Here is a 26,645-nt window from a genome sequence, read left to right as displayed (position 1 = left end):
GGTTGTTTATACTATATGTATATATAAGAAATGCACCAAGAAGGGAAGAAACAAATATGATTCAAGTATTGTTTGTTTGTCTTGGGAACATTTGTCGTTCACCGATGGCAGAAGCGATTTTTCGTGATCTTGTCGTGCAAGAAGGATTAGAAGATAAAATTCAACTTGATTCTGCTGGAACAGGCGATTGGCATATTGGTCATCCACCTCATGAAGGAACACAAAAAGTTTTAAAAGAAAATGAAGTCTCTTTTGAAGGAATTAAAGCACGTCAAGTAGAAAAAGAAGACTTAACAAAGTTTGATTATATTATTGCCATGGACAACAAGAATATAGCGGATTTAGAAAGTTTAGGTAAAGCTGGAGGCTATATTGGTAGACTGTCTGATTTTGTTCCAGACGGTGGCTGGACGGATGTTCCTGACCCTTATTTTACAGGGAACTTTCAAGAAGTATATGACCTTGTAACAGAAGGGTGTGCAAAATTGTTAGCATTCATTCGAAATGAGCAAGGAATATGAGAAAGCTTAGAAAGAAATACTTTCTAACATAAGAAATGAAAGGGTGAAGGAATATGGCAAAGAAGAATAATATAGCTCGAAACATTGCAATTGGGGTAGCAGCAGGTGTAGCTGTTTCTATGCTTAAGAAAGAAAATCGTGAAAAAGTGAAAAATACAGCAGAAAAAGCAAAATCAAAAATGATTGAAATTGGCGAGAATGCAAAGATAAAAGAAAAAGTGCAAACTGTTACAGATAAAGGACGCGAACTTGCAGATTTTAATGTAGTAAAGGCGAAGGTAGCGGAAATAAAGAAGCTAACGCCAGCTGTTGTTGGCACGTTAAAGGAAACAAAAGAAATCTTTAGTAAGAAAAAGATTGAACGAGAGGAAAAGCCAGAAACAATTGAAATTCAAGCTGTGTCTCCAAAAGTAGAAGAATTAAAAGTAGAAGAAGAACCGGTAGTAGCTGAAGATGGTGGAATGAAAGAAGCGCGTGAATTATTTATGAAGGACTCTAATGCAGAAGAAAAAAAAACAGAAGCATACATTGAGTTAAAGCAAGATAAAGAAGAGAAGAAAAGCGTTTAGAGAAATATGAAAAAAATTCTAGAGAAAGCAAGGGGAAATCGTGTCTATTCGTTTGGGAAAGATCTATATGACCGAACGATGCGAGATGACGTAGCGGGCCTAGCAGCACAGCTCGCTTATTTCTTCTTGCTTGCTATTTTTCCTGGACTTGTTTTTTTAATTACGCTTCTTGGATTTATTCCAATTCAAACAGAGGATGTGCTCAGTTTATTAGAGGCTTATGTGCCAGAAGATGCAATGAACTTAATTGAAGTGAACGTAGATAAAGTTGTAAATGAACAAAATGGTGGTTTATTATCGTTTGGTTTATTATCAACGTTATGGTTTGCATCAAATGGTGTAAATGCAGTTATGAATGCATTTAACCGAGCCTATGATGTAAAGGAAACGCGCTCTTTTATCGCGACGAGAGCTTTGTCTATTGTGCTTACACTAGCAATGATTTTTATGATTGTCTTCGCGTTAATTGTTCCTGTATTTGGACAAGTAATTGGTGCAGCTGTTTTTAAAGCGCTTGGTTTATCAGAAAGCTTTTCTTTCGTATGGAGTATTATACGGCTAGTGGCCAGTTTCTTAGTGTTATTTGCCTTATTTAGCTTTTTATACACATTTGCACCTGATCGAAAGTTAAAGAGAAGAGAAGTTATATCAGGGGCATTATTTGCAACGGTTGGGTGGATTGTGGTATCGTACTCATTTGCCTATTACGTGGATAAATTTGCAAATTATGCGAATACATACGGTGGTCTTGGTGGTATTATCATTTTAATGTTATGGTTCTATTTAACGGCTTGGGTCATTTTACTTGGCGGAGAAATTAATGGATTACTACATTTTTATCGAACAAGTGACAATAATTCCCGTGATGAAAAATAATTTTCTGTTCCATAATAAAGAGGAACAGGGGGGATTCAAAATGAGTAATAATAAAAAAAATCATAATAACAAAAACCAAGGTAAAAAAAATAGTAGCTCACATCCAAAACATAAAACGAGTAGCAGTGCTAATGGACATAATAGCTATCATTAAAAAAACGGGTTCCCTCTGGGGACCCGTTTAGTTATTTCCTTTTAATAAACGTAAGCCGTTTAAAATTACAAGGATTGTACTTCCTTCGTGACCAATAACGCCAAATGGAAGAGCTAAAAATTGTAGGAAATTAGAGCAAATGAGCATTGCGATTACTGCTAATGAAAAAATAACATTTTGTTTTACAATGCGGTTCATTCGTTTTGATAAACGAATGGCCTGTGCAAGGCGAGAGAGTTCATTTTTCATTAGAACGACATCTGCTGTTTCTAAGGCAACATCTGTCCCTTCGCCCATAGCAACGCCAATACTTGCTGTAGCGAGTGCAGGAGCATCGTTAATACCGTCGCCAACCATTGCCACTGTACCGTATTTTTCTTTTAGTTGCTTCACCGTTTCTACTTTTGTTTCTGGTAAGCATGATGCGTAGTATTCTTTTATGTTGCTTTCAGTCGCAATTGCTTTAGCCGTCTGTTCGTTATCACCAGTGATCATGATAGCTTCAACACCAATGCTTTGTAAATCACGAATAGCAGCAATTGTTTCCTGGCGAAGTGTATCTTTTAAAGCAATAAGCCCAAGAATTCCTTTTTCATTACTAATATAGACAACAGTTTTTCCTTCTTGTTCGAGTGTCGTAGCGATACCATTGTGAAAAGTTTTTGTTTCTTCGCCAATAAAATCGGCCTTTCCAATCTTATAAGCTGTATTTTCTAACATTCCTTTTAAGCCAAATCCAGTGACATCTTCTACACTTTCGGGTTTCGTTAATGTAATGTCATATGCATGTTTTGCGTACTTGACGATAGCTTCTGCGAGTGGGTGTGTGGAATGACTTTCGATAGAAGCTGTAATATACAACACATCTTTTTCTGTTATTTCATCACGTACGTAAACATCTGTTACAGTCGGTTTTCCTTGAGTTAATGTTCCTGTTTTATCAAAGGCAATTGCCTTCACTGAGGCAAGGCGTTCTAAATGAATACCACCTTTAAATAAAATACCGCTTCGTGCGCCGTTAGAAATAGCAGATAATGTCGCTGGTGTAATCGATGCGACAAGCGCACATGGAGAAGCAACAACGAGTAAAATCATGGCACGATAAAATGTTTCGTTCCAGCTCCAATCTAGTAGGAAATGAGGAACAAACATCATTAGAGCAACGATGATAAGTACACCTTTTACATATGTTCCTTCAAATTTTTCGATAAAAAGTTGCGATGGTGATTTTTCACTTTGCGCGTTTTGAACGAGACGGATAATTTTTTGAAACAATGTTTGGTCGCTTCTTTTTGTAATTTTAACTTCAATAGCCCCGCGTAGGTTCACGGTTCCAGCGAATACTTCATCACCAAATTTTTTCTCATTTGGGATAGGCTCCCCAGTGATAGCCGCTTCATCGATATTTGTTTCACCGCTATGAATTGTACCATCTGCAGGTACGCGTTCACCTGGCTTAATTAAAATGATGTCATCAATTTCTAACTGAGCTACTGGAATACGTTCTTCTGTTCCATGTGAAATGAGCAAGGCTTCTTCAGGTTGTAATTCTAGCAGTGCTGAAATTTCTTTTTGGCTTTTACTTAATGTATAAGCTTCCATTGCACCGCTTAGTGCAAAGATAAATATTAAGATGGCACCTTCTGCCCAGTATCCGATAATAGCGGCACCAATGGCAGCGAAGAGCATTAACATTTCTACATTCAATTCTTTTTCTTCTATTGTATCTTCGATGCCTTCTTTCGCTTTCGCATATCCTCCAATTATATAAGCGAGGATATAAAAAACTATCCCAGCAGTTGTTGCTTCGTTTTTTGTGAATAACCAACCGGATAAAATGAAAACACCAGATAGGATTGCAAAGATAAGTTCATAATGCTTTTGGAATGATTGAATCCAGGATGGGTTAGACATATTCTTTTTTGATGGTAATGCTTTTACTTCTGAGTTCATTATTACTCGCTCCTTCCAAATTCTTATTGAGAAAAAGAATCAAAATCGAAATCCCCATAAAACGACGAAAGCTGCCATCCATACGGATAGCAGCATTTCTATTGAAAAATTTTATCAGTTATTATTTTGTAATTATTCTATATTATATCATATGTTTTTACTTGAGAATATGTTTTTGTTTATATATCAAATTGAAAAACTTGTTTTTTTGCGTTTCCTTTGGTATATATGAATATTGTTCGTAAAAAGGTCGGAAAGGAAGACGATAAGTGAAGACAGAGAAATTTTTTACCCATCCAATTGGTGTGTTTGCTGCAGCGCTAGCAGCGACATTTCTATGGGGAAGCGCATTTCCTTTTATTAAATTAAGTTATGCTGAACTCGGAATTCAGCCACATGAAGTTGGCGAGCAAATATTATTTGCTGGTTATCGCTTTTTCTTATCTGGTGTGATGCTCTTATTCTTTTTTAAAGCAATAGGAAAAGATATGCATTTCAAAAAAGAAACAGGGAAGCAATTAGTGCAAATTGGTTTATTTCAAACATTTCTACAATATGTATGCTTTTATATTGGTATGAGTTACAGTTCTGGAATTGAAGGTGCTATTATTTCTGGCACATCATCTTTTTTTCAAATTTTAATTGCGCATTTTTTGTATAAAGATGATGCATTAAATATTCGAAAAGTAATTGGCGTGTCTATCGGTTTTTGTGGTGTGATTCTTGTGAATGTTCCAAGTGATGGAAGTATGGCGTTTCATTTTGGAATTGGTGAATTATTGCTTCTTGGGGCCGCGATGATGTATTCATATGGAAATATATTGGCAAAAGAAGGAAGTAAAACATTAGATGTTGGGTACATGACAGCCTATCAGATGATTTTTGGATCTATCGGATTATTATGTATTGGTATTTTTCAAGTTGGATTTATGCCTTTTGTATTCAATATGAAAGCACTATCTATGTTACTTTATTTATCCTTCTTATCAGCGGCGGGGTTCTGTATATGGAATACAGTTATGAAGTATAACAAGGTCGGAAAAGTATCGATGTATATGTTCTTTATACCAGTATTTGGAGTCTTATTATCCAGCATGATTTTAGGGGAAGCAATTCATTCATTTGTTTTATTTGGATTAGCATGTGTAGCAGCGGGTATTATCGTAGTAAATCGGACACCAAATATGCAAAAAACGGAGCAAGAGAAACAAGCGGCATAAAAAGAGTAGGATTAATTTTTTTTAGTTTTAGAAAAAAGGATAGGAGTGTTCCTCTTTTTTTGAAATTTTATATGATAAAAACAGGAGAAGATAGGTTATATCACGAAGAAATATTAATATCCATTTATTGAGGAGAACATGTTATGAATGAAATTTATATATTATTAATTGGACAGGTCATTGTATTTGTTGTAGGTGCGGTTTATGCAATAGCACAGACAAAGCAAACGGGAGAAAATGAGCCTTTACCATTATTGATTCGTCTTATTCTTAGTTTTTCTTTAACTGGTGGTGCGATCTGGATTTGGTTACAAGATCCATCTGTAGAGTATCGTCAGTGGGCTGCAATTGGTATGACTTTATCTACGCTTGGTGATTTATTTATGGCAGGGATCATTCCATTTGGACATCGGTTAATCGGCGGTATGGTTACCTTTGCAATTGCACATTGTTTTTATGTAACAGCATTTTTGCAAACGGGTATCTCATGGAATGGGTTCTGGATTGGAGTAGTAGCATACGGTTTATTTTTAATAATTGGTTGGTTCTTTTTTATTCGCAATCAAAAACAAGATAGGCTGTTTACAATTGGTGCGCTCGTATATGGTTTATGGGTTGGAGGAATGGCGTGTTTTGCATTTGCATTATACTATGCAGACAACGGAATGTGGTGGATTCCAGCGCTTGGTGGATTGTTATTTGTGATTTCTGATTTTATTATTGGTGTAACGGATATTGGTGGTCGCAAAGTAAAGTATGATCCACTTTGGATCTGGGTAACATATGTTGCTGCACAGATGTGTATTGTATATGTTGGAATATAAAAGAGGATATCTCTAAAAGTAGCTATTGAGCTACTTTTGGGATATCCTCTTTTTTGATTATATATTATGCTACGATGTTCTTTTGCTGTAAAGCGGAAAGACTATATTCGTCAGCCGCTTTATAACCTTGAGATAATAGCTCATTAATGTATATTTTGTTATAAATAAAGCAGAAAACTAAATTAGAAAATCCGAATGTAAAAGCACTTGCAATTAAGATAATTAAAAACCATTTCCAATCCCCACGGAATATAGCAGGGAAAAATCCGAAGAAAAAGACAGTCCAACTAAAACCTAGTTTTGCCTGTTTAATTTGTCCAGTATTTTCGTTCCTTAAAAAATGAATCCTCCTTGGAGTATATGTATTAATTTATAAAAAGACCAATCTAGTATATCTTACATTTAAGAATATTATTCAGATTTATAAAATTTTATAGGTTTTATCTTATTCTTTCGGAATTTTGTGGAAATTAATAATAGAAACTATCTATAATAAATGTAACAAAGGGAGAGGAATGAGAGATGGAAAATGAAAAAGAAAAGTCGCTTTCGTGAGCTTTTTGAAATACTAGCTATTGCGTGTTTGTTGTTTTTTTTAGTGAAAATTTTTGTGTTTTTTCCAACAACTGTGCAGGGAGCATCTATGAGGCCAACATTGCAAGATGGGGATAAAGTAATTATTAATAAGTTAGCAAAGAGATTTGAAACCTATGAGCGTGAAGATATTATTGTAGTAAAGACTGATAATTTTTATGTGAAGAGAATTATTGGGTTGCCAGGAGATGTAATTGAGATGAAAAATGACCAATTATACGTAAATCATCAAGTGCAAAGTGAACCTTATTTAGATAAAAATAAAAAACAAGCGAAACAACTTCTTATTAATTTAACTGAAGACTTTGGTCCTATTACGATTCCGAAAAATAAAATTTTTGTCATGGGAGATAATCGTTTAGTGAGTAGAGATAGCCGTAACGGCTTAGGACTGATTCATAAAACAGAAGTGCTTGGCACATTAACTGCAATCTATTATCCGTTTGATCATATGAAAATTGTGAACTAGAAAGAAGGGATAATATGGAGGATATGATTGGACACATTCTAGTAGGAGTTGGTCGCGCAGCAATTGCATTAAGTGAAATATGTGTTGATGCAGGTAAAGGGATTGTAAGAGGGACTGTTAGTATTATAAGAGTCGCTGGAGACTTTATGTTAGATGAAGTGGTAGAGGATGCATTAGAAAGATTAGCGGAACGAGAAGAACGGAAAAAGAAAAGAGTGCAGCGACACATAGAAAAACTGAAGCGGTATACATGGTTCAAGGTTTTATATGAGGATAAGCGCTGCCAGGAAATTTTTAATTATAATAAAGCATGCAGGGATGTATTAAGCAAACGTCGTTATGTACATAAGTTAATTCATAAAGAAGATGAAAGAAAGAAATTCATTAAGCGTGTGAAAATTGATGCAAAGGTTAATGATGTTAATTGGGATATGTGAAATAGAATATAAGTAAAAAACCAAGCAATTGTTACAATTTGCTTGGTTTTTTGTATTTACCTAAATTGTAGGTGCCTCGTTCGTTGCTATTTTCAAAGAAGGGGCTTCATCGTTTTTTTCATTTAGCATGAATTTGTACTGCAATAACTGTAATTTAAACAGTGTTAAAGGATCATGATATGTTTCTGGATTTGTTCTTAGTTTCGTTAATGCATTTTCATCTTCATTTATTTCGAGATGTGCAGCTTCCACAGTTTGCTTTAATATGCTAAGAGGTTCTTTAAAGAACATCATAATATCACGTTCTAATGCACTCTCGAATAATTCAAATTGAAGGAAGAACTGTTCAGAAATAGTTGTTGTTACATCTGTATAGTCTTCGGTCTCGATATAATTTTTATATTTGTTGTAAAGCATGGATTGATTTTTCTGCATGTTACCGAATAGCTTTCCAGCACTTTTTAATAGAAATTGTGTTGGTGTAAAGCGTAGTAAAATATTCACATCATCAACTTTGATCCGGTTTGTCATCCTTGCAACATCGCGGCGCCAATCATCAAGTAGTTGGAAATCGCATGGTAGTTTCATACGTTCTTCTTCGTATAATTTATTAAATGTTTCACTCATTTCATCTAAATAAGATTGACTTTGAATAAATTCATTATGGACTTTTTCAATCCATTCTTGAATAGATTGAGTAAACTTAGGTAATATCATTTGTTGTAAATGTTTTTGAATTCTTTCATTCATTGCTGCATTTAATTCTTCAGGAACTTGTTTAAAGTCACTATCTTCATGAACTAAATCGGAACAGCTCTGCAATAATTCAGGAATTTGATCATGAAGATCATGTATAATTTCATCTTTCGTTAAACGATATGAGTCTGTAATAGAGCGAGTCTTATCTTTTTCAATAGCAGTCAGGTTATTAATGAAGCCATTTAATTTCACTAAAAGGTGTTTATTCCAACGGATTGACTTTACTAACGTATTTTCTAATTGTACGCGTTCATTTAAGAGATACGTGATGGTCTTTTGAATAAACCATAATAGTTTTTCCGTGCGTTCGGTTTCTATATTTCTATTATTAAAGTTTGAAGTAATGGATTCTGTTAAATCACTTAGTTGCCCGCTGTTCTCTTCTAAAGATGAGTAAGGGAATACTCGTGCATTTGGAAAATGTACACGTATTTTAGACTCGGTTTCATTTAGCATTTTATTTGCTGTTTCATCACTAAAGATTGTATCGATTGTATTTAAAACAAAATGAACTTGTAAAGTCGGTATTTGTTCTCGTATGTATAGTAGTGTATCGATTTCTTCATCAAGTAAAGGCGAAGAGGTATTAAGAACATATAATAGATTATCGGTTGCATGTAAGTATTCAAGATTTGTATTCTCTTTATTGCCATTTCCATCAAAACCTGGTGTAACGATAAATGAGAATTTATTTTTTCGTAAAAACCTACATGGTAATTTAAACTCAATACATTTCTGCTCAGATTCTGATTTTGGAGGAACAGCCATCATTTCGTAAAATTCATCCAAATTGGAAGTAGTTCTTATTGTTAAATCCGTGAGTTCTGTAATTTCTGTTTGCGCATTATCTTTAAATATGATAGCGGCTCCAGGAGAATTTTTTAGTATACTTTCCCCTAATATAGAATTGATAAAGGATGATTTACTAGCATCATTCGTACCTGTAACGAGAACTTGTTGTACGTTTAGGTCGGAAAGTTCTCGAACAAGCCATGTGAAAGAATGACCTAAGTCTACATCATTCTTTTCTGCCCATACGACAATAGTTTCAAATAAGCTTGAAACTTTGTCTAGATCAACTGTGTTAACTGTTTTTGAACTAGAAAGGAGTGTTTCAGCGCTTTTTACAAGTAATGTATCAAGGCTTTTAGGTGAAATCTCATTCCATGCTAACGTTGCAGCGGAAACAAATAGAGAATGTTCTGCTTTTGTTAAGCTAAACCAATTTGTTAACAAGTCTGGAATAAGTTCCTGTAGTTCATGCATCAAGTATTGTCCTGTAATTAATTCACAGTAGGTGTCTTGATAAAGAGTAACAATTTCATCCCATGAGTCGTAAGAATCTACCTCGACGTGTAAAAAAAGGTGATTGATTGTTTGAATCCATAATAAGTAGGTTGACTCATCTTGATAGATTTTCCAAAGTGATGAGACAAGTTGCTTAAATTGAATGGAATCGACGGTATATAAAACTTTTAATGCTTCATAAAAATATTTTGGTTTCATTTGTTTTGTGAATCCTTGATTCACATAACTTGTTAAAATCTCAAACCAATGTAATGATTTCGTTCGAATTCCTTCTTGAACAGCAAGGTCAATAGCATTGTTCCAATCCTGCTGTTTCTCATAAAAGGAACGAGCAATGGCAGTGATATTTGGATAGTCTGGTTGGAATGAAACTGCTTCACTAATGACCTTAAAAGCAAGTCCTAAGCGATTTTGTTCGATGTACAGAGAAAGAAGTTGCAATGAAACTTCCATTGTCAGTGTTGTGTCTTCTGTTTGAATCGATGTATAGATTTCTTCTGCCATTGAAAGCAATCCTAATTCAAAATAAGCGTCTGCTATATTTTTTTTTGCCCATAGAGAGAGATCATTGTTTACTTTCTCCCACTTGAAGATGGCTGTTTCGAAATCTTTATGATGATAATTAACTTCTCCTTGTGCGAAACGAATGTTAGCGATATTGGAAAATTCATTTTCAGCTTCATTTACATATGCTTCCCCAAGTACTTGAGGAGCCTGAACAGAATCCTGTTCAGTTAAGAATGTTTCATAGTATACCTTTTGAATCAATTGTTTTTCTATGGTCATGTTTTTTCCCCCTGTATAATTTAGAAAAATGATTTTTATGTAAAAGGATGCATAGTACTCTACACGGATGGAAGATGCATGTAATCTTTTTAAATATATGTTTACTGCCTATATCATTTTTCTTGAGAGTCAAACCGATGCTAAATGTAACTTTTCTTTATTGTAACAAAAATCACGCTTGGGAAGTCGGATTTTCTTATAATTATGAAGTGAAGTATGGATTTATCACGCTATTCGTGGACAATATGCATTCACACCTTAAGGTCCTGAAAAATGAAGATTAAAAGTAGTAAAAAGTTTCATTACAGGTAAGATGAATAGGAGTAGAGTTCATTATAAAAACGATGTATAGTGAATATGTATACCATGTTTGCTTAAAAGATAGAGAGGGTACAATATGGAATAACGATTGTGCATAGGATGTGTCATCCAAATGGAACAACATATTGGTGAGTTAATCTCACATTATGGGTATTTGGGAATTATTATAGCTCTTGCGGGTGGAATAGTGGGTCTGCCAATACCAGATGAGTTTTTGCTGACGTTTGTTGGTTATAATATTTCGAAAGGAACTATGTCAGGGACAGCTGCTTTTTTAAGTGGAATGGCTGGTGCGGTACTTGGAATTACTTTAAGTTACATACTTGGCTTAAAACTTGGACTGCCTGTATTAAAAAAATATGGTCCAAAGATAGGAATTAAAGAAAAGCAAATTGAAAAAACGCATGTTTTGTTTGAAAAATATGGTCCTTTTTTAATAATGATTGGATATTTTATACCAGGAGTTCGTCATTTAACTGCATATTTTGCTGGTATGTCAAATTTAACGTTTTGGAGATTTTGTCTATACGCATACGGTGGTGCTTTCATCTGGATTAGCGTTTTTATTGGACTTGGATGGAAACTTGGAGAGAAGTGGCGCTTTGTTGAATATAGTTTGCATCATTATGGAATGTGGATTTTAATTATCTCAGTAGTAGTTGTACTTATTGTATGGCTCTACATAAGAAGAAAAAAAACCGCTAGTTAAGCGGTTTTTAGCTGAAAGCAATGAAGAGAACACCTGCTGTAATACATACAACACCCATTCCAGTCATGAAGTTTAATTTTTCGCCTAATATAATTATTGCAAGAATAATTGAAAATACAACACTTAATTTATCTACAGGAGCAACTTGTGAAACTTTTCCTGTTTTTAAGGCGAGAAAATAAAACAGCCATGATGAGGCACCAGCTATACCACTTAACGTGATAAATAGCAGTGCTTTTTTATTCATTAGAACGTCACCAATATTTTGAAATTTACCTTGTATCATAATTACACCTATCATAAATAGTGCCATGATGATTGAACGGATAGTTGTTGCCACATTGGCATCGATTCCTTCTAAACCAAATTTTCCAAAAATGGATACAAGTGCTGCAGCAATTGCTGATAATAATGCGAATAATAGCCATGAACTCATAGTAAAATTCCTCCAGTCTTGTATTATTATACATGAAAATCATTCTCAAGTATAACGGATAGCAAGAGGATGTTTTGAATATAACTATGAAAATAGTAAAGGCCCATCTAACATAAAGATGTTAGATGGGCCTTTGATCTATTATTCTGCAATTTCTTCATATAAAAAGTACGTTACATTATAAATGTGTTCTACTTCATCATCTGTCATAAATAAAAGCTCTTCACGCTCAATTCCCTTTTTCTTTTCAATAAACTCAATCATATTTTTCCGTTCTTCTCTTTTCATCATTTTGTTTCTCCTCCCAATCTGTTTTAATACAGTTTATTTAAGTTGATACTATTATATAACAGAATCTTTAGAAAGTTCCATCTTTTTTATCTTTTTTTTGATAAGAACTTTTCGACAAAACAAGCCCTTTTAAAGGGCTTGTTTTTGAATTACAGTCGTAAAAACTCTGGTTGAGTCGTACCAGCACTATCGATGTAGTAAATTGTATTTGGATTGATCTTTATAAGTACATAGTTAGGATCTTCAGGGCCGAGTAACCAGCGTTTTAAGTTGTTGTTCCAAAATTTATTTTTTAATGTTTGCTCTTCTTCAATTGAAGCGGTGCCTTCTACTTCGATATAATCTTCATCCCATTTCTTCCCTTCTCTTCCGAGTAGCACGTGTACATTTGAATTTTGTTCGATATCTACTACCTTTTTGGAATTACGATCTGTTGCGACATATAATACAAAGTCTTCATGAAAAAACATCATAAAACAGCTATGTGGCTTATTTTCACGCACGGTAGCTAATACACCTGTTCTTTGTCCTTCAATAATAGTTGCAATTTTTTCTTTTAAATTCATTTTTTGAGCCCCTTTCTGTTATCCGTAATTTCATTCTGCGGAAACTTGTTGCTTAAAATTTTTTACACTCTTTCATACTTTTTTCTTCAATCGTATTTTTTAAACGTATTTGTGATGAAATGGGACAAGTTAGGAGAAGAATAATGATAATAGTGGGGGAAATACATACGATGAAAGGATGGAAAATATGTTTAATAAAATTTTCTTAATACTTGCACTTGCTGGTGTACCGCTTTCTATTCTTGGAAATACGTTGCATTGGCCACAAACAATTATGTTTGCTGTGTATTGCATTACAATTATTGCTCTCGCTGCTTTTATGGGAAGAGCGACAGAAAGTTTAGCTATTGTCTCTGGACCAAGAATTGGTGGGCTATTAAATGCAACCTTCGGGAATGCGGTTGAACTTATCATTTCAGTTTTTGCATTACAAGCAGGGCTAACTGAAGTCGTACTTGCTTCACTAACTGGTTCCGTTCTTGGCAATTTATTGTTAGTTGGAGGTCTTTCTTTTTTTGTAGGAGGGCTCAAGTATAAAAGACAAAGTTTTAATGTTTATGATGCAAGGCATAATTCGGCCTTACTAATATTTGCAGTTGTTGTAGCATTTGTTATTCCAGAAGTTTTTTCAATGAAGATGAGTATAGACAAAACATATCAATTAAGTATTGGGGTTTCAATCATCATGATTGTCATGTATTTAGCCGCACTATTCTTTAAACTGGTTACGCATCGTGGTGTGTATCAGCATAAAAGCGATGAAGTAGAACATGAGGAAGAGCCTGAATGGTCAAAAGGGAAAGCATTACTTATTTTAGCGATTGCAACAGCGGCTGTTGCTTATGTATCCGAGGCGCTTGTTCATACATTTGAAACGGTAGCAAAATCATTTGGATGGTCGGAATTATTTATCGGGGTTATCATTGTTGCGATTGTTGGTAACGCCGCGGAGCATGCCTCTGCAATTATTATGGCTTATAAAAATAAAGTGAATATTGCAGTTGAAATTGCAGTCGGTTCAACCTTGCAGGTTGCCATGTTCGTTGCCCCTGTTCTCATCATACTTTCGATGTTTTTTACGGTAAAAATGCCCCTTGTATTTACAATGCCGGAACTTGTGTCCATGATTACAGCGGTCTTTTTAACAATTGCAATTTCAAATGATGGAGATACGAACTGGTTTGAAGGAGGAACATTATTAGCCGCTTATTTCATTATGGGAATTGGCTTTTACTTGTTATAAAAAATTGGGATAACAATATTACGGAGAGAAAATAATAGAGATAGTTAATATATAAATCCATTTTGATTTGCAGGCATATAAGTCGCTGCTACGAAGAACAAAAGGTGACATGCACTTGTTTTCTCTCTTTGTTTTCACTTGGCATGGGGGCAGGAAGAGGATCTGACCGCTTTTATGCATGACCAGATGCTCTATCCCACCTAAAAAGAAAGGTTTTATGTCGGTTTTTCAATTTGTATTTAATAGCTATTTAAATGATTTATACACTCTTAAATTAGGAAGGGGTAAAGTAGGTGAAACGAGTGTACAGCATATGTCTTTCAACTATGGTCTCGTTTATTTTATTATTTCCTTATAGTAGCTCTGCAAAGACAACAATAAACGTAAAGATGCCTTCATCTGTTTTGAATATTTCAAAGGACAATACGTATCCAAATGAAGCGCAAGATTTACCGCGTTTGCAGCCAAGTGAACTAGCGAAAGAATTACTGAAAACATCGACCATTCGAATCGAAAACCCAGATTTAATTCGGTTGTTTAATGAAACTTCGATTTCAAATGCACCTCTTGCAGTTGGATATAGGGCGAAAATTTATTTAGGTCAATGGCCGTTAAATTATGAATCAACAGATACAGCGATAAATTGGGAATATAAGCAAGTAAATCGTAATGTATATGATAACCGTGGTGTGGAGCGGTTATATCCGCTTCGGTACAAACAAGAATCGCAAAAAACGGTAGAAGGTGGTTTAACAGCCTATATTAAAGATACAGATGATGTGAAAAAGATGATTCTTTTAAAGGCGATGGAGAAGGTGCAGCTTCCTCTTTCTTTTAAAACAACAATTGGTTATGGTACTGGAAATGAGCGTGTATATAATATCAGTCCAAAACAACTTGGGTATTTATATGCATATACACCAGCGGTAAATGAAAAAGGAAAAGTTACATTTGGAGAAGTATATCTTGTTTTAAAAGGAAATCAGAAGAGGCTTGTCATTAAAAATATTACTTCACAAGGAATTGGGGCATCTATTCCTATACAAGATTATGTATCCTTTAAATTTATTTCTTCGCCTTATCCACAATAGCAAAAAAAACGTCAGCTAAATATGCTGACGTTTTTTTTGCTACAGTGTAATATTTGTTTCTTTTGTTAAGAAATCCTCGGTTGGATAATAGCTGTTTTTCACAAGAATATTTGGCCCAAGGCATTTTACAGCAGGGCAGTGACAACTTAATGATTTCGCTGTTTTCGAACTACACCATCTGTCGTAGGCTTCTTGTAATGTGTTTGTTTGAATGTTACCAAGCAGTGGAATATCACCAAAGTCTGTTACGATAATGTTGCCATCAAAAATATTTACATTTAAGCGAGAACGCCCATCTGGATCGTTACGAACCGTCACGTTTTTGCTTAAATGTAATTTTCTTAATGTAGCTAAGTCACGTTCATCATTACTACATGCGTAGAAAGGTAGTGTGCCAAATAACATCCATATATTTTCATCACGAATATCTAATAAATGCTCGATTGCACTTCGAATTTCATCTTTTGTTAAAATTTCAAGGTTGCTAGCAAAATCACTTGGGTACATAGGGTGTACTTCATGGCGCTTACAGCCCATTTCTTCGACGATTTGACGATGAATGTGTTCAATATGTGGTAGGGTACGTTTATTTAACATTGTTTCTGCTGACACGAGAACACCTGCATCTGATAAAGCTTTACTATTTGTAATCATTCGTTCAAATAGTTTAGCACGTTGTTCATAAGTAGGTTTGCGCTCCATCATTGCAAATCCACCTTCAACGAAATCATCAATTGTTCCCCAGTTATGTGAAATATGCAACACATCTAAATAAGGAATAATTTGTTCATAACGGGCTAAATCTATAGTTAAGTTTGAGTTGATTTGAGTGCGAACGCCTCGTTCATGGGCATATTTTAAGAGTGGTGTTACATAGTTGTCGACGGATTTTTTTGAGAGCATTGGTTCTCCGCCCGTAATACTTAAAGAACGTAAATGAGGAATCTCATCTAATCGTTTTAATAAAAGTTCCATTGGAAGCGGATTTGGATCTTTTGGCTGTAATGTATAACCAACAGCACAATGCTCACAGCGCATATTGCATAACGTTGTCGTTGTAAATTCAACGTTTGTTAATAGTAGTTTGCCGTACTCTTCAAGGTCCATATACGCTTCCCATGGATCGTAAGAAGGAGTAATCGGCTTCATTGTTTGTGATATACTCATCTGAAATACTCCTTTGACTGTTGAAATAACAATTTGTCCATCCTCTATAATAGAAGAATATGGACGTTTTATAAAGTGAAACTTTTTGTAACAAAAATTCTTCATCTGTTGATTTCACTTCAAGTGATGGAGGAAGTAATTTAAATGTCTGCTTGTATGTAATCAAGTATTGTGGCAAAAATGATGAAAATTCATGTTCGTGATAATCATTTTTGCGGTATAATAAGAGTAACTCGAATAAAAAGGAGAGTGCCTTTGTGGGAAAAGCAATTCAAGATAAAGATTCACAATTAGTATATTTAAAAGAACGTTTAAATATGTTCATCGAAGTAATTGATACAATTGAACCAGAAGAGGTAGAATTAGAAGATGTAGATCGTCTTCTTGCGATGTTAGATGAATTAGAACTGAAATGTGAGCAATTTAAAAAAGACGAATAATATAAAACGGCTACCAATTATATATTGGTAGCCGTTTTCTGTAAATGCGCTGTTTTATTAGAAAATATATAGATTTCCTGCCCGATTAAATAGAAGGAATATGGAAAAAAGGGTATAATCAAGTTGTGAAAAATTTCGTTTGATCTTAAGAGTCATAAAATAAAAACAAAGACTCTAGAGACTTAAGGGTGAAAATTTCATCTCGTAGCGTTTTGGTAGCGTTCACAATTGAGGGGGAAGTAACAATGGAAAAGCTTCAAGAAAGTATGTATCAACTGATTGTTGAAACATCAACGAATTTACCGAAAGATGTTCGTCGTGCAATTCAACGAGCAAAAGAACGAGAAAATGCAGGGACTCGTTCTGCAATGGCGCTTGGCACCATTACAAATAATATTAAAATGGCAGATGAAAACATCTCTCCAATTTGCCAAGATACAGGGATGCCAACCTTCAAAATTTATACACCAGTTGGCGTAAATCAATTACAAATGAAAGAAGCAATTTACAGTGCGCTTGAGCGGGCGACACAGGACGGGAAACTTCGTCCGAATTCTGTTGATTCTCTTTTCGGAGATAATAGCGGTAATAACTTAGGACCAGGTACACCTGTGATTAAGTTTGAGCAGTGGGAGAAAGATTATATTGATGCTCGTTTAATTTTAAAAGGAGGCGGCTGTGAAAATAAAAATATTCAGTATAGCTTACCTTGTGAATTAGAAGGACTTGGACGAGCAGGTCGTGATTTAGAAGGGATTCGCAAATGCCTTCTTCATGCGGTATATCAAGCACAAGGACAAGGGTGTAGTGCAGGAGTAATCGGTGTTGGTATCGGGGGAGACCGTACGTCAGGTTATGAGTTGGCAAAAAACCAACTATTTCGCACATTAGATGATGTGAATCCAATTCCTGAATTACAGAAGCTTGAAGAATACGTATTAGAGAATGCGAACAAGCTTGGCATTGGTACGATGGGATTTGGTGGAGAAACAACCTTACTTGGTTGTAAAATTGGAGTATACAATCGTCTGCCAGCTAGTTTCTATGTGTCTGTTGCATATAATTGTTGGGCGTATCGTCGCCTTGGTGTAACAATTCATCCTGAAACAGGTGAGATTATCGATTGGTTATATCAAGAAGGTGAAAATACACTTCAACAAGAAGTGGAGCACGCAAAAAGTGAGCAGCGTGAAATTGTACTGCAGGCACCAATTACAGAGGAGCAAATTCGTGAACTTCGCGTTGGAGATGTCGTTACCATTAACGGGATGATGTACACAGGTCGTGATGCAATTCATAAGCATTTAATGGATAACGATTGCCCGGTAGATTTAAATGGACAAATCATTTATCACTGTGGTCCAGTTGTAGTGAAAGATGAAAATGACAATTGGAAAATTAAAGCGGCAGGTCCAACGACAAGTATTCGTGAAGAGCCATATCAAGGCGACATTATGAAGAAGTTTGGTATTCGTGCTGTCATCGGTAAAGGCGGCATGGGAGAAAAAACATTAGCGGCACTAGCAGAACATGGTGGTGTATATTTAAATGCAATCGGTGGTGCTGCGCAGTATTATGCAGAATGTATTAAAGAAGTGAAAGATGTCGACTTCTTACAATTTGGTATTCCAGAAGCAATGTGGCACCTACGTATTGATGGCTTTAAAGCTGTTGTAACAATGGACTCTCATGGTAATAGCCTACACGCAGATGTAGATAAAACATCATTTGAAAAATTAGCAAGCTTTAAAGAACCGGTATTTAAGTAAGTGGAAAAATGCATCTCGAATCATTCGAGGTGCATTTTTTGGTACATATAGAAAAACTTGTTTAGAATGAAAGGAATATTGAAAACAGAAACTACAGGTACGATGATATATGGAAAGGAGACTATTTATGAAGCATAGATGGTTATATATAGGTCTCATTTTTTCAATTATAATGACACTTGTTCCAGTTTCTGCTTTCGCGTATACGAACGCACCAAATCACTGGGGGATTCCGCGAGCAAAAAATGAGATCCCGCCAGATGCAGGGGAAAAATTTACTGACCTACTCCGGGGTAATGGTGGTTTTTATTTAGGAGACCCGAAGAAAAAAGATATATATTTAACATTTGATAATGGATATGAAAATGGATATACTGGAAAAATTTTGGATGTACTAAAAGAAAAGAAAGTGCCAGCAACATTTTTTGTAACGGGTCATTATATAAAGACGCAAAAAGAGTTATTATTAAGAATGAAAAATGAAGGTCACATTATTGGAAACCACTCTCGAAGCCATCCTGATTTTACAACTGTAAATGATGAGAAACTTCGTGAAGAATTACAAAGTGTAACGGATGAAATTAAAAAAGTAACCGGACAAAAAGAAGTGAAATATGTACGTCCTCCGCGTGGGATTTTTAGTGAGCGTACGCTAGCTCTTGCGAAAGAAATGGGATATTATAACGTATTTTGGTCGCTTGCATTTTTAGATTGGAAAGTAGATCAGCAAAGAGGATGGCAATATGCTCATAATAATGTAATGAATATGATTCATCCAGGATCCATTATATTACTTCATGCTATATCAAAAGATAATGCAGAAGCGCTTGCGAAAATCATTGATGATTTGCGCGAGAAAGGGTATCATTTTAAAAGCCTGGATGATTTAGTAAAAAGCAATCAGCCGTAAGCATGTATGCTTACGGTTTTCTCATGCTATAATGATGTGTAAAAAGGATGGGGAAACGTATGTGGAGCGAACATGTTACGTTAAAGGATTCGTACCATTTTGAAGAGGTACTCAGGCGTTTGTCTTTTGATCCACTCAATGTTGTTCAATTAGAAGAGAAAATAGTTTATGTCCCACTTCTTATGGATGAAGAACAAATTGTTGTCCGCGTACAAGGAATTGGTACGCTTCAAAACCCACAATTTTGGGTTTCAAGTCAGACAGGTGAACAAGAGAAGGTTATGAAACGCATCTATTCCATTTTTCAATGGAATGAATCTTTTCAAGATATACAAACCCATTTTAGAAACACATCATTACGTCCACTTTTTGAAACATATGCCTATACACCACTTGTTTTAGAGTTTGATTATTTTGCTTGTCTTCTTCGTTGTATTATTCATCAACAAGTTCATTTGAAATTTGCTACTTCTCTTACAGAACAATTTGTAAAGCGATATGGAACAGAGAAGAATGGCGTTTTCTTTTTCCCAACACCAGAAAGGGTAGCGAATATTTCAATAGAAGAGCTCAGAAATCAGAAATTTAGTCAACGAAAAGCTGAATATATGGTAGGACTAGCAAAACATATTGTGGAAGGTAAGTTAAATTTAGTGGAGCTAGAAAAACAAACAGAAGAAGTAGTAGCAGCACAATTGTTACCAGTGCGAGGTATTGGTGCATGGACGGTGCAAAACTTTTTACTGTTTGGGCTCGGACGGAAAAATATGTTCCCAAAAGCAGATATTGGGATTCAGCGTGCACTTCAAGGTATATTTCAATTAGAGGATAAACCAGATGATGCATTTTTAGAAAAAATGAAACAAGAGTGTGAACCATACTGCAGTTATGCAGCGTTGTATTTATGGAAAAGTATAGAGTAGAGGTGTAATAATGGTACAAAAGCAACATGAGAGTAAGTTGGAAGTTGGTCAAACGTTTCCTGTGACAATTAAGCGTCTAGGGATTAACGGAGAAGGCGTTGGTTATTTTAAGAGACAAGTTGTTTTCATTCCAGGGGCATTACCAGGAGAAGAAGTTGTTGCGGAAACAACGAAAATTCAGCGTGGCTTTGCTGAAGCGAAAGTGAAAAAAATTCGTAAAGCATCACCGCATCGCGTAAAACCACCATGCCCAGTATATGATGAATGCGGTGGTTGTCAATTGCAGCATTTAGATTATAAAGAACAGTTGAATCAAAAGCGAGATATTGTGGTACAAGCCTTTGAAAAGTATATGAACGGAAGCATGGAAGCTGACATTCGTCCAACACTTGGTATGGGAAACCCATGGCATTATCGTAATAAAAGTCAATTACAAGTAGGGCGTAAAGATGAAAAAGTAATTACAGGATTATATAAACAGAACTCACATCAATTAATTGATATTTCTCACTGCATGATTCAGCATAAAGCAACAAACGAAGCGACAAAAGTTGTACGACGTATATTAGAAAAATTGAACATTTCTATTTACAACGAGAAAAAACAAAAAGGTCTAGTGCGTACAATTGTGACACGTGCTGCAGTTCAAACAGGGGAAGTACAAGTCACATTAATTACAACAAAAGAAGAATTACCAAATAAAGAGCAATTTATCGCAGAAGTACAAAAACAAATGCCAACAGTCAAATCGATTATGCAAAATGTGAACTGGCGTAAAACATCTGTTATTTTCGGTGACAAAACATTCAACTTAGCTGGAAAAGAAGTCATTCAAGAAACACTCGGTGATTTATCATTTGAATTATCAGCACGTGCATTCTTCCAGTTGAATCCAGAACAAACTGTTGTCCTTTACAACGAAGCGAAAAAAGCTGCTGGGTTAACAGGAAAAGAAAAAATCGTTGATGCATATTGTGGCGTTGGTACAATTGGGCTTTGGCTAGCAAATGATGCAGCAGAAGTGCGCGGTATGGATGTCATTCCAGAAGCGATTGAAGATGCAAAGAAAAATGCGAAACGTCACGGATTTACAAATACAAAGTACGAAGCTGGAAAGGCAGAACAATGGCTACCAAAATGGGTGAAAGAAGGCTGGCGTCCAGATGTAATCGTGGTTGATCCACCGCGTACAGGTTGTGACGATAAGTTACTTGAAACAATTTTAAAAGTACAACCAAAGCAAGTTGTTTATGTTTCTTGCAACCCTTCATCATTAGCGCGTGATGTGAAAGCATTAATGAAGAGTTATGAAGTGGAATATGTACAACCGGTTGATATGTTCCCACATACGGCGCATGTGGAAAATGTGGTAAGGCTTGTTAGAAAAGAAAATTAAAGGTGTAGCAGTGAGAGATAGGTCTTATCGAAAAATCGATAAGGCCTAATTTTTATTCAGGATGAATTACGCTGAATCGTATCATAAGTAACGGATAGTGATTTGAATTAAAAAATGAATTGTTTATTTTAGATGAAAACCTGATGTAATGCTTTGTTTGTCATCACTAAACAGCCTTAGAACACTTATTTGAGCGAATGCATCTGCGATATGAGTACAGTGAATTTTTGGTTTACGTCTATTGGAATAATGTTAATAGAAATTAGCACTGATCTTTGCATGATGGAGTGCTTTTTTATTTGTTTGTAATTCCTATATAAATTCCGATTACTTTAACTTTAATTCGTATGTAAGTAAATAATATGATGATTAAAGGATTATACAAATATTTGGTAAAACAAAGTATACTCAATATAGATAAATATAATCAATTTAATTAGGAGTGATTTTTATACTTAAGCAAAATGCAAAAAGGATACTTATATCATTATTAACAAATCCAATATTAATAATTGGATACTGGATTTTTTGTTATGAGTTAGCTTCATTCTGTACGTATGGAAGAATGAATTATAATATTTATATTTTATTATTATGTATAGTATTTTTTATATCTATAATTACATTTACTACAATGAAAATGATAAAAGATAGAGAATATGAATCTAAAAAATTAACTAATTTAACTGCATGGAAATATATTTCTATTATCATTATTGTGGTAATCACATCATTTTATGGAGTACAGATTTATAAAAGTGCAACAAATTATGGAGGCAAGCTTGCATGGTTTATAGAAAGGTTAAAACATGAAAGGTCAGTTAAATTTAAACATAATAATATATATGAATATGGGGTAGAAGGTATTTTTGAAGACATAAATAAAAAATATACTTTGCCAAAGAAATTATATATGGCAACTGATTTTGATCTTACATTTCATTCAGATGGAACAATCACAGCGTTTGATACATTTGTTTATGGGAAAAATGCTGATGGAAAAGAGGAAACTTACTTAATAACTTATAATAAAAAAAAGTCACAAGACATTACTATAATACGAAATGGATATGCAAATCCTGATTATGATGATGATAAGCTAGTAGAACCTTTAATTAAAACGGTTAAGGCTATTCCAGTTAAGCGAACAGTTAGTAAGTGGAATGAAGGTAAGTATGGATTGATTTATTACGGGAAAAGGAATTGGGGGTACAATACGGAGGGAATTATTAATATTAATGAGGATGGTAAGGAGCATAAACTTGAAGAAGCAACTTCTGAAATCATTGGATATACTGTATCTATATTTGTCCCTGGAAAAGAGAAAGAGTTAGTACCTGCTAGATATAACTTAATAGGTGACCCGAATTGGAGTAAACTAAATACTAAACCAAATCAAAAGAGTTCTAAAGAGAAGCAACAAGATTTAACTAATAGCAAGGAACAGTTTTTCCTATCAAAAGAAGTTGGTTATAAACTAAATATGACAGAAAAAGCATTAGGTAGTGCTTTTTATTCACTAAGCAAGACTATTGATGGAGGTAAAACATGGGAGGTTATAAATACAGACCCATTCATCGGAGGAATTGGTAGTGTATCAGGAATAACTTTCATAAATGATAAACTTGGATTTTTAGGAGCAATCCGTCCTTCTGGTACTAACGGAGAGCTATATCGTACAGATGATGGGGGCGTATCTTTTAAAAAGATAAATTATACACCTCATGAAGTGAAATTAGATCATACACAGTCTATAATAAGTCCTTTTGATTCTCCTGGTATGCCTTATGAGAAAGATGGAGTTTTTAATATGTTAGTTGGACAAGGAGCAGATGGAGATTATAATGGTGATAGTAGCGCACTTTATCAATCAAAAGATAAAGGAGAAACATGGGAATATATAAAGGAAGTTGAAAAATAGTTAGAGTTAGTACTAAAGGTGAATAAATAAAATGGCCTCCGTTGCAGGTGCAACAGTGAACAATACCATAAGCAAATGGGTCTTTATGGCAGTTGAATATAAGTATACAACTGTTTTCCACCCTGCACAGGAGAAATGCGGAGCATAAATAATAAAAACAAAGAAGCAGAAAATCACTTAGGATTTCCTGCTTCTTTGTTTTTATAAAGAAAATACTTGAGATACTGCTATTCGCTAGTACACGACAACCGGTTCATAAGTGCTGAGATTATCATACACAGTTTTCGCAACACTAGGAGGAAGGTTAACACATCCGCCCGATCCTCCCGTTAAATAGGCATTATTGGCCCAGTTTGTCCGCCAGCCGGCATCGTGGAATCCTTGTCCGCCATTTGTGAACGGAGCCCAGTAATCTACATTAACGGAATAATCGGGTTTACCTACTGCGCTACCTTTGAGTGTGTACGGTGATCGTTTATAGAGTACATACCACACACCTGGTGATGTATCTTCACTCGTGCTATGTTTACCAGTTACTACATTCGTTGTGACTTCCAATTTTCCATTTTTGTAAATCCAAATTTGCTGTTCTGCAATAGACACTTCCGCATACGTGTCTCCAATGCCATTATTCGCTGTTGTTTCATAACCGATGCCTTCATTATTCCAGCCATTTCCGTAAATATTAGAAGCGGAAAGCGATTTTTCCCCTTTTTCGAAGGCTTCTTGGATTCGTTTTGCTTCTTTTTCAATATGTATTGCCCAGCCATAGCCTTGTCCTTTTACTGATATGACCGAACCAGAATGGGTTTTAAATGCGAAGTCTTTATTTAATGTTGATTTAGAATTATTAATTTCAGCAATCTTGTTCTTAATGTCGCTCGCGTCGATTGTAACTTTCATATCCTTTGACATAGAGGCATTTTGAATTAAATCTTTAGCTTTTAAAGAGTAAACTTCATTTTGTACCTTATAATCAATGGTTTGTTGAAGAAGATCCTGTAGCGCTTGTTCTTCTTTTTTGACAATCGAATCGTTTTCCTTAATAGGCTGTATGTATACAGGATTCAGATGGATTTCACTTTTATATTTCTGCTTGTCGTAATCCTTTAATAGACTAGCAACATCATACTGTTTTCCGTCAATGCTTTTTGAGATAACAACTTTGCCCTGTTCGAGCTTCGCCATAGCATCTTGAGGCGCTTTTAAACTTTTATTCATAGATATGAGTTTTTCTTCTACAAGTTTTTTCATCGTTTCGCTTCGATACTGATCCGCCTTTTCTGGTAGCAACGAATAATCCTTTTCCTTTGAGGAAGGGAAAAATGTCCACTGGCCTTTTAATAGTTTCTTAACTTTAGGCAAATCTTCTTCCGTAAGTTCCGTTTGCGTATCTTTTTCATCTAAAATTTGTTGTTGGCCGACATAGACTTTGTTTTCTAATCCAGATGTTTTTAATTTCTTTAGTGCCTGATCAGCAGTCAGACCGCCGACTTTTGTGTCATTAATCGTAACCTGTGAATTGAAACGAGTTGCCTGATAATAACTCATTCCCCCAATTAGAAGTGCAATTGTAACGACGCCACCTGCTGTGATAAACTTCCAATTTTTAAAACGCTTGCTTGAGTTTACTCGTTTTCTATCAACTTCTTCAACTGATTCATTTATTGTGTTGTTGTTCATAAACTATTCCTCCGTATACATCAACGTCAACCGATTTTAAACTAAAACCATTGACTAGTGTACCTTATTATTCTTAAAATTTCATTATTTTTGACTAGATTTTATCGCATTGAATTGGTTGAATTTGTATTTTTTTAATAGAGTGAGATATCAAAAGGATAGCTAAATTCTTTTGATTCACAATGAATAGTCCCTTACAATGCCCTTGCAAGCCCATCCCAAGCCCCTTACAAGTAATAAATCATTACAAAAACAAAAAAAAACTACTACTACAAGAATCATCCTAAAAGAAATAAAACCGTATTAGTCATTTTTTAAAAATCAAATTGCCAAATTTCCTCATTCGTCCTTATATCTATTAAGGAAACGGCAATTTCCTATGTGCCGCAAAAGATGGGAGGAATCAATATGGCAGTATACCGGAATGTACAGGTGAATTTTTGGCAGGATGATTTTGTATTGGACTTAACGCCGGAGGAACGATACTTTTACATATACTTGCTGACATGCTCTAAAACGACGCAATGCGGCATTTATCCGTTACCGAAGCGTTTGGCGGAGATGGAAACAGGTTATAACCGGGAGACTGCTGAGAAGCTACTGCAGCGGTTCATTGACTATGGAAAAATATTATATGATGCAGAAACGAAGGAGCTATACATCCAGAACTGGGTGCGCTATAACCTAGTTACGAACACGAACATCGAGAAATGTGTTTTGCGTGAGCTAAAGACTGTGAAAAGCAAAAAGTTTTTACATATGTTTCTTCAAAAATGTTTGGAGGAAGGGCTGAGCATTCCGCTGTTATTGGAGCATTTTGGCATGCCGGTTGAAGAGTCTCAAGCTGTTCCTCAAGATGATGCCGAAAGCTGTGAAACAGATGGGGAAATTGATTCGGGAGGTAATGTATTCACGTTTTATGAACAAAACTTTGACAGCTTGTCACCGCATACGATGGAGGAACTGAATGCGTGGATGGATGATCTGTCAGATGAACTTGTATTGAAAGCACTCCAGATTGCCTATGAAAATAACAAGCGGACGCTTGCTTATGTGAAGGGCATTTTACGGGACTGGCATGAAAAAGGATATACGAGGCTTAGTGAAGTAGAGGAAGCAGCAGTGAGGTTTCGGAAGAAGGAACCGTCTGTTGCCCATGATACTGAGAAATTTCTAAATGATTGTGAAGAATGGGAGAAAAACGTACCGTCTGAAGAAGAGCTACAGAAGTTCTTGCAGGAACATGGGTGGCGCCCGTGAACTAGAAAAGGGAGATTATACATTATTGATTTAATATGTGTGGTCTATG

At 35.2% G+C, this 26,645-nt stretch carries 25 protein-coding genes; 17 read left to right on the top strand and 8 right to left on the bottom strand.

Features of this window, described 5'->3' with window-relative positions:
* Window positions 1-56: 56 nt before the first annotated feature.
* The 3 genes from BPMYX0001_RS01965 to BPMYX0001_RS01955 are packed head-to-tail and all read left to right on the top strand — an operon-like array spanning window position 57 to window position 1,966.
* Complete coding sequence (locus tag BPMYX0001_RS01965; RefSeq protein ID WP_033798589.1) at window positions 57-521, top strand: low molecular weight protein-tyrosine-phosphatase; 465 nt, start codon at window positions 57-59, stop codon at window positions 519-521.
* 53 nt (window positions 522-574) lie between these two features.
* The gene (locus tag BPMYX0001_RS01960) at window positions 575-1,090 is read left to right on the top strand and encodes a DUF4075 domain-containing protein (protein WP_006093368.1); all 516 of its coding nucleotides are present in this window, start codon (window positions 575-577) and stop codon (window positions 1,088-1,090) included.
* A gap of 6 nt (window positions 1,091-1,096) precedes the next feature.
* Window positions 1,097-1,966 carry a YihY/virulence factor BrkB family protein gene (locus BPMYX0001_RS01955; RefSeq protein WP_006093367.1) on the top strand — a complete coding sequence of 290 codons (870 nt, stop codon included), beginning with the start codon at window positions 1,097-1,099 and terminating at the stop codon, window positions 1,964-1,966.
* A gap of 181 nt (window positions 1,967-2,147) precedes the next feature.
* On the opposite strand, the gene BPMYX0001_RS01950 is transcribed toward BPMYX0001_RS01955, so the two are convergent.
* Entirely contained in the window at window positions 2,148-3,809 is a 1,662-nt protein-coding gene (locus BPMYX0001_RS01950) for a heavy metal translocating P-type ATPase (protein WP_371400304.1), read from the bottom strand.
* Between the two features lie 533 nt (window positions 3,810-4,342).
* On the opposite strand from BPMYX0001_RS01950, the gene BPMYX0001_RS01945 reads away from it, so the two are divergent.
* On the top strand, window positions 4,343-5,293 hold the full coding sequence (locus BPMYX0001_RS01945; protein WP_003194814.1) for a DMT family transporter: 951 nt from the start codon (window positions 4,343-4,345) through the stop codon (window positions 5,291-5,293).
* Window positions 5,294-5,436: 143 nt separating this feature from the next.
* On the top strand, window positions 5,437-6,117 hold the full coding sequence (locus tag BPMYX0001_RS01940; protein WP_006093363.1) for a lysoplasmalogenase: 681 nt from the start codon (window positions 5,437-5,439) through the stop codon (window positions 6,115-6,117).
* 64 nt (window positions 6,118-6,181) lie between these two features.
* Here BPMYX0001_RS01940 and BPMYX0001_RS33745 read toward each other — a convergent pair whose 3' ends face one another.
* On the bottom strand, window positions 6,182-6,463 hold the full coding sequence (locus BPMYX0001_RS33745) for a hypothetical protein (RefSeq protein ID WP_033799599.1): 282 nt from the start codon (window positions 6,461-6,463) through the stop codon (window positions 6,182-6,184).
* 183 nt (window positions 6,464-6,646) lie between these two features.
* Between BPMYX0001_RS33745 and lepB the strand changes: the two genes are divergently transcribed.
* Together lepB and BPMYX0001_RS01925 are read left to right on the top strand one after the other, a co-directional pair.
* A complete protein-coding gene (gene lepB / locus BPMYX0001_RS01930) occupies window positions 6,647-7,180 on the top strand; it encodes a signal peptidase I (RefSeq protein WP_003194819.1) in 534 nt (177 codons plus the stop codon).
* A gap of 14 nt (window positions 7,181-7,194) precedes the next feature.
* Window positions 7,195-7,617 carry a hypothetical protein gene (locus BPMYX0001_RS01925; RefSeq protein ID WP_006093361.1) on the top strand — a complete coding sequence of 141 codons (423 nt, stop codon included), beginning with the start codon at window positions 7,195-7,197 and terminating at the stop codon, window positions 7,615-7,617.
* Between the two features lie 60 nt (window positions 7,618-7,677).
* On the opposite strand, the gene BPMYX0001_RS01920 is transcribed toward BPMYX0001_RS01925, so the two are convergent.
* Window positions 7,678-10,470 (bottom strand): dynamin family protein, encoded by a 2,793-nt coding sequence (locus BPMYX0001_RS01920; protein WP_006093359.1) that lies wholly within the window; start codon window positions 10,468-10,470, stop codon window positions 7,678-7,680.
* A gap of 433 nt (window positions 10,471-10,903) precedes the next feature.
* On the opposite strand from BPMYX0001_RS01920, the gene BPMYX0001_RS01915 reads away from it, so the two are divergent.
* Window positions 10,904-11,500, top strand: a complete 597-nt coding sequence (locus BPMYX0001_RS01915) for a DedA family protein (RefSeq protein WP_003194825.1) — start codon at window positions 10,904-10,906, stop codon at window positions 11,498-11,500.
* A 7-nt stretch (window positions 11,501-11,507) separates the two neighbouring features.
* On the opposite strand, the gene BPMYX0001_RS01910 is transcribed toward BPMYX0001_RS01915, so the two are convergent.
* The 3 genes from BPMYX0001_RS01910 to BPMYX0001_RS01900 form a co-directional block, all read right to left on the bottom strand.
* Window positions 11,508-11,936: an EamA family transporter gene (locus tag BPMYX0001_RS01910; RefSeq protein ID WP_003194827.1), complete on the bottom strand. Its 429-nt coding sequence runs from the start codon at window positions 11,934-11,936 to the stop codon at window positions 11,508-11,510.
* Between the two features lie 141 nt (window positions 11,937-12,077).
* A complete protein-coding gene (locus BPMYX0001_RS01905) occupies window positions 12,078-12,224 on the bottom strand; it encodes a BH0509 family protein (RefSeq protein ID WP_026008701.1) in 147 nt (48 codons plus the stop codon).
* Window positions 12,225-12,376: 152 nt separating this feature from the next.
* Complete coding sequence (locus tag BPMYX0001_RS01900; protein WP_003194829.1) at window positions 12,377-12,793, bottom strand: pyridoxamine 5'-phosphate oxidase family protein; 417 nt, start codon at window positions 12,791-12,793, stop codon at window positions 12,377-12,379.
* A 187-nt stretch (window positions 12,794-12,980) separates the two neighbouring features.
* Here BPMYX0001_RS01900 and cax point away from each other — a divergent pair, with 187 nt between their 5' ends.
* Both cax and BPMYX0001_RS01890 read left to right on the top strand, forming a co-directional pair.
* Complete coding sequence (cax, locus tag BPMYX0001_RS01895; RefSeq protein WP_029427592.1) at window positions 12,981-14,036, top strand: calcium/proton exchanger; 1,056 nt, start codon at window positions 12,981-12,983, stop codon at window positions 14,034-14,036.
* 293 nt (window positions 14,037-14,329) lie between these two features.
* Window positions 14,330-15,127: a YfkD famly protein gene (locus BPMYX0001_RS01890; RefSeq protein ID WP_026008703.1), complete on the top strand. Its 798-nt coding sequence runs from the start codon at window positions 14,330-14,332 to the stop codon at window positions 15,125-15,127.
* Window positions 15,128-15,166: 39 nt separating this feature from the next.
* Here BPMYX0001_RS01890 and yfkAB read toward each other — a convergent pair whose 3' ends face one another.
* Window positions 15,167-16,294 (bottom strand): radical SAM/CxCxxxxC motif protein YfkAB, encoded by a 1,128-nt coding sequence (gene yfkAB, locus BPMYX0001_RS01885; RefSeq protein ID WP_016112955.1) that lies wholly within the window; start codon window positions 16,292-16,294, stop codon window positions 15,167-15,169.
* Between the two features lie 257 nt (window positions 16,295-16,551).
* On the opposite strand from yfkAB, the gene BPMYX0001_RS01880 reads away from it, so the two are divergent.
* The 6 genes from BPMYX0001_RS01880 (at window position 16,552) to BPMYX0001_RS01855 (ending at window position 23,653) form a co-directional block, all read left to right on the top strand.
* Window positions 16,552-16,734, top strand: a complete 183-nt coding sequence (locus BPMYX0001_RS01880; RefSeq protein WP_002174720.1) for an SE1561 family protein — start codon at window positions 16,552-16,554, stop codon at window positions 16,732-16,734.
* Window positions 16,735-16,979: 245 nt separating this feature from the next.
* Window positions 16,980-18,503, top strand: coding sequence for a class I fumarate hydratase (gene fumA, locus BPMYX0001_RS01875; RefSeq protein ID WP_018767229.1), 1,524 nt, complete (start codon window positions 16,980-16,982; stop codon window positions 18,501-18,503).
* A gap of 127 nt (window positions 18,504-18,630) precedes the next feature.
* Window positions 18,631-19,413, top strand: a complete 783-nt coding sequence (pdaA, locus tag BPMYX0001_RS01870; RefSeq protein WP_018782711.1) for a delta-lactam-biosynthetic de-N-acetylase — start codon at window positions 18,631-18,633, stop codon at window positions 19,411-19,413.
* Between the two features lie 59 nt (window positions 19,414-19,472).
* Complete coding sequence (locus tag BPMYX0001_RS01865) at window positions 19,473-20,336, top strand: DNA-3-methyladenine glycosylase family protein (RefSeq protein ID WP_033798588.1); 864 nt, start codon at window positions 19,473-19,475, stop codon at window positions 20,334-20,336.
* A gap of 10 nt (window positions 20,337-20,346) precedes the next feature.
* The gene (gene rlmD / locus BPMYX0001_RS01860; RefSeq protein ID WP_006093348.1) at window positions 20,347-21,732 is read left to right on the top strand and encodes a 23S rRNA (uracil(1939)-C(5))-methyltransferase RlmD; all 1,386 of its coding nucleotides are present in this window, start codon (window positions 20,347-20,349) and stop codon (window positions 21,730-21,732) included.
* A 442-nt stretch (window positions 21,733-22,174) separates the two neighbouring features.
* Window positions 22,175-23,653 carry a WD40/YVTN/BNR-like repeat-containing protein gene (locus BPMYX0001_RS01855; RefSeq protein WP_033794569.1) on the top strand — a complete coding sequence of 493 codons (1,479 nt, stop codon included), beginning with the start codon at window positions 22,175-22,177 and terminating at the stop codon, window positions 23,651-23,653.
* Window positions 23,654-23,887: 234 nt separating this feature from the next.
* On the opposite strand, the gene BPMYX0001_RS01850 is transcribed toward BPMYX0001_RS01855, so the two are convergent.
* Entirely contained in the window at window positions 23,888-25,336 is a 1,449-nt protein-coding gene (locus BPMYX0001_RS01850; protein ID WP_006093344.1) for a L,D-transpeptidase family protein, read from the bottom strand.
* 408 nt (window positions 25,337-25,744) lie between these two features.
* Between BPMYX0001_RS01850 and BPMYX0001_RS01845 the strand changes: the two genes are divergently transcribed.
* The gene (locus BPMYX0001_RS01845; RefSeq protein ID WP_033798587.1) at window positions 25,745-26,596 is read left to right on the top strand and encodes a DnaD domain-containing protein; all 852 of its coding nucleotides are present in this window, start codon (window positions 25,745-25,747) and stop codon (window positions 26,594-26,596) included.
* The last annotated feature ends 49 nt before the right edge of the window (window positions 26,597-26,645 follow it).

It is taken from the genome of Bacillus pseudomycoides DSM 12442, assembly GCF_000161455.1.
Classification (GTDB): Bacteria; Bacillota; Bacilli; order Bacillales; family Bacillaceae_G; genus Bacillus_A; species Bacillus_A pseudomycoides.
Note: the sequence above shows the minus strand (reverse complement) of the source record. Positions and strands in the feature narration are given on the sequence as shown.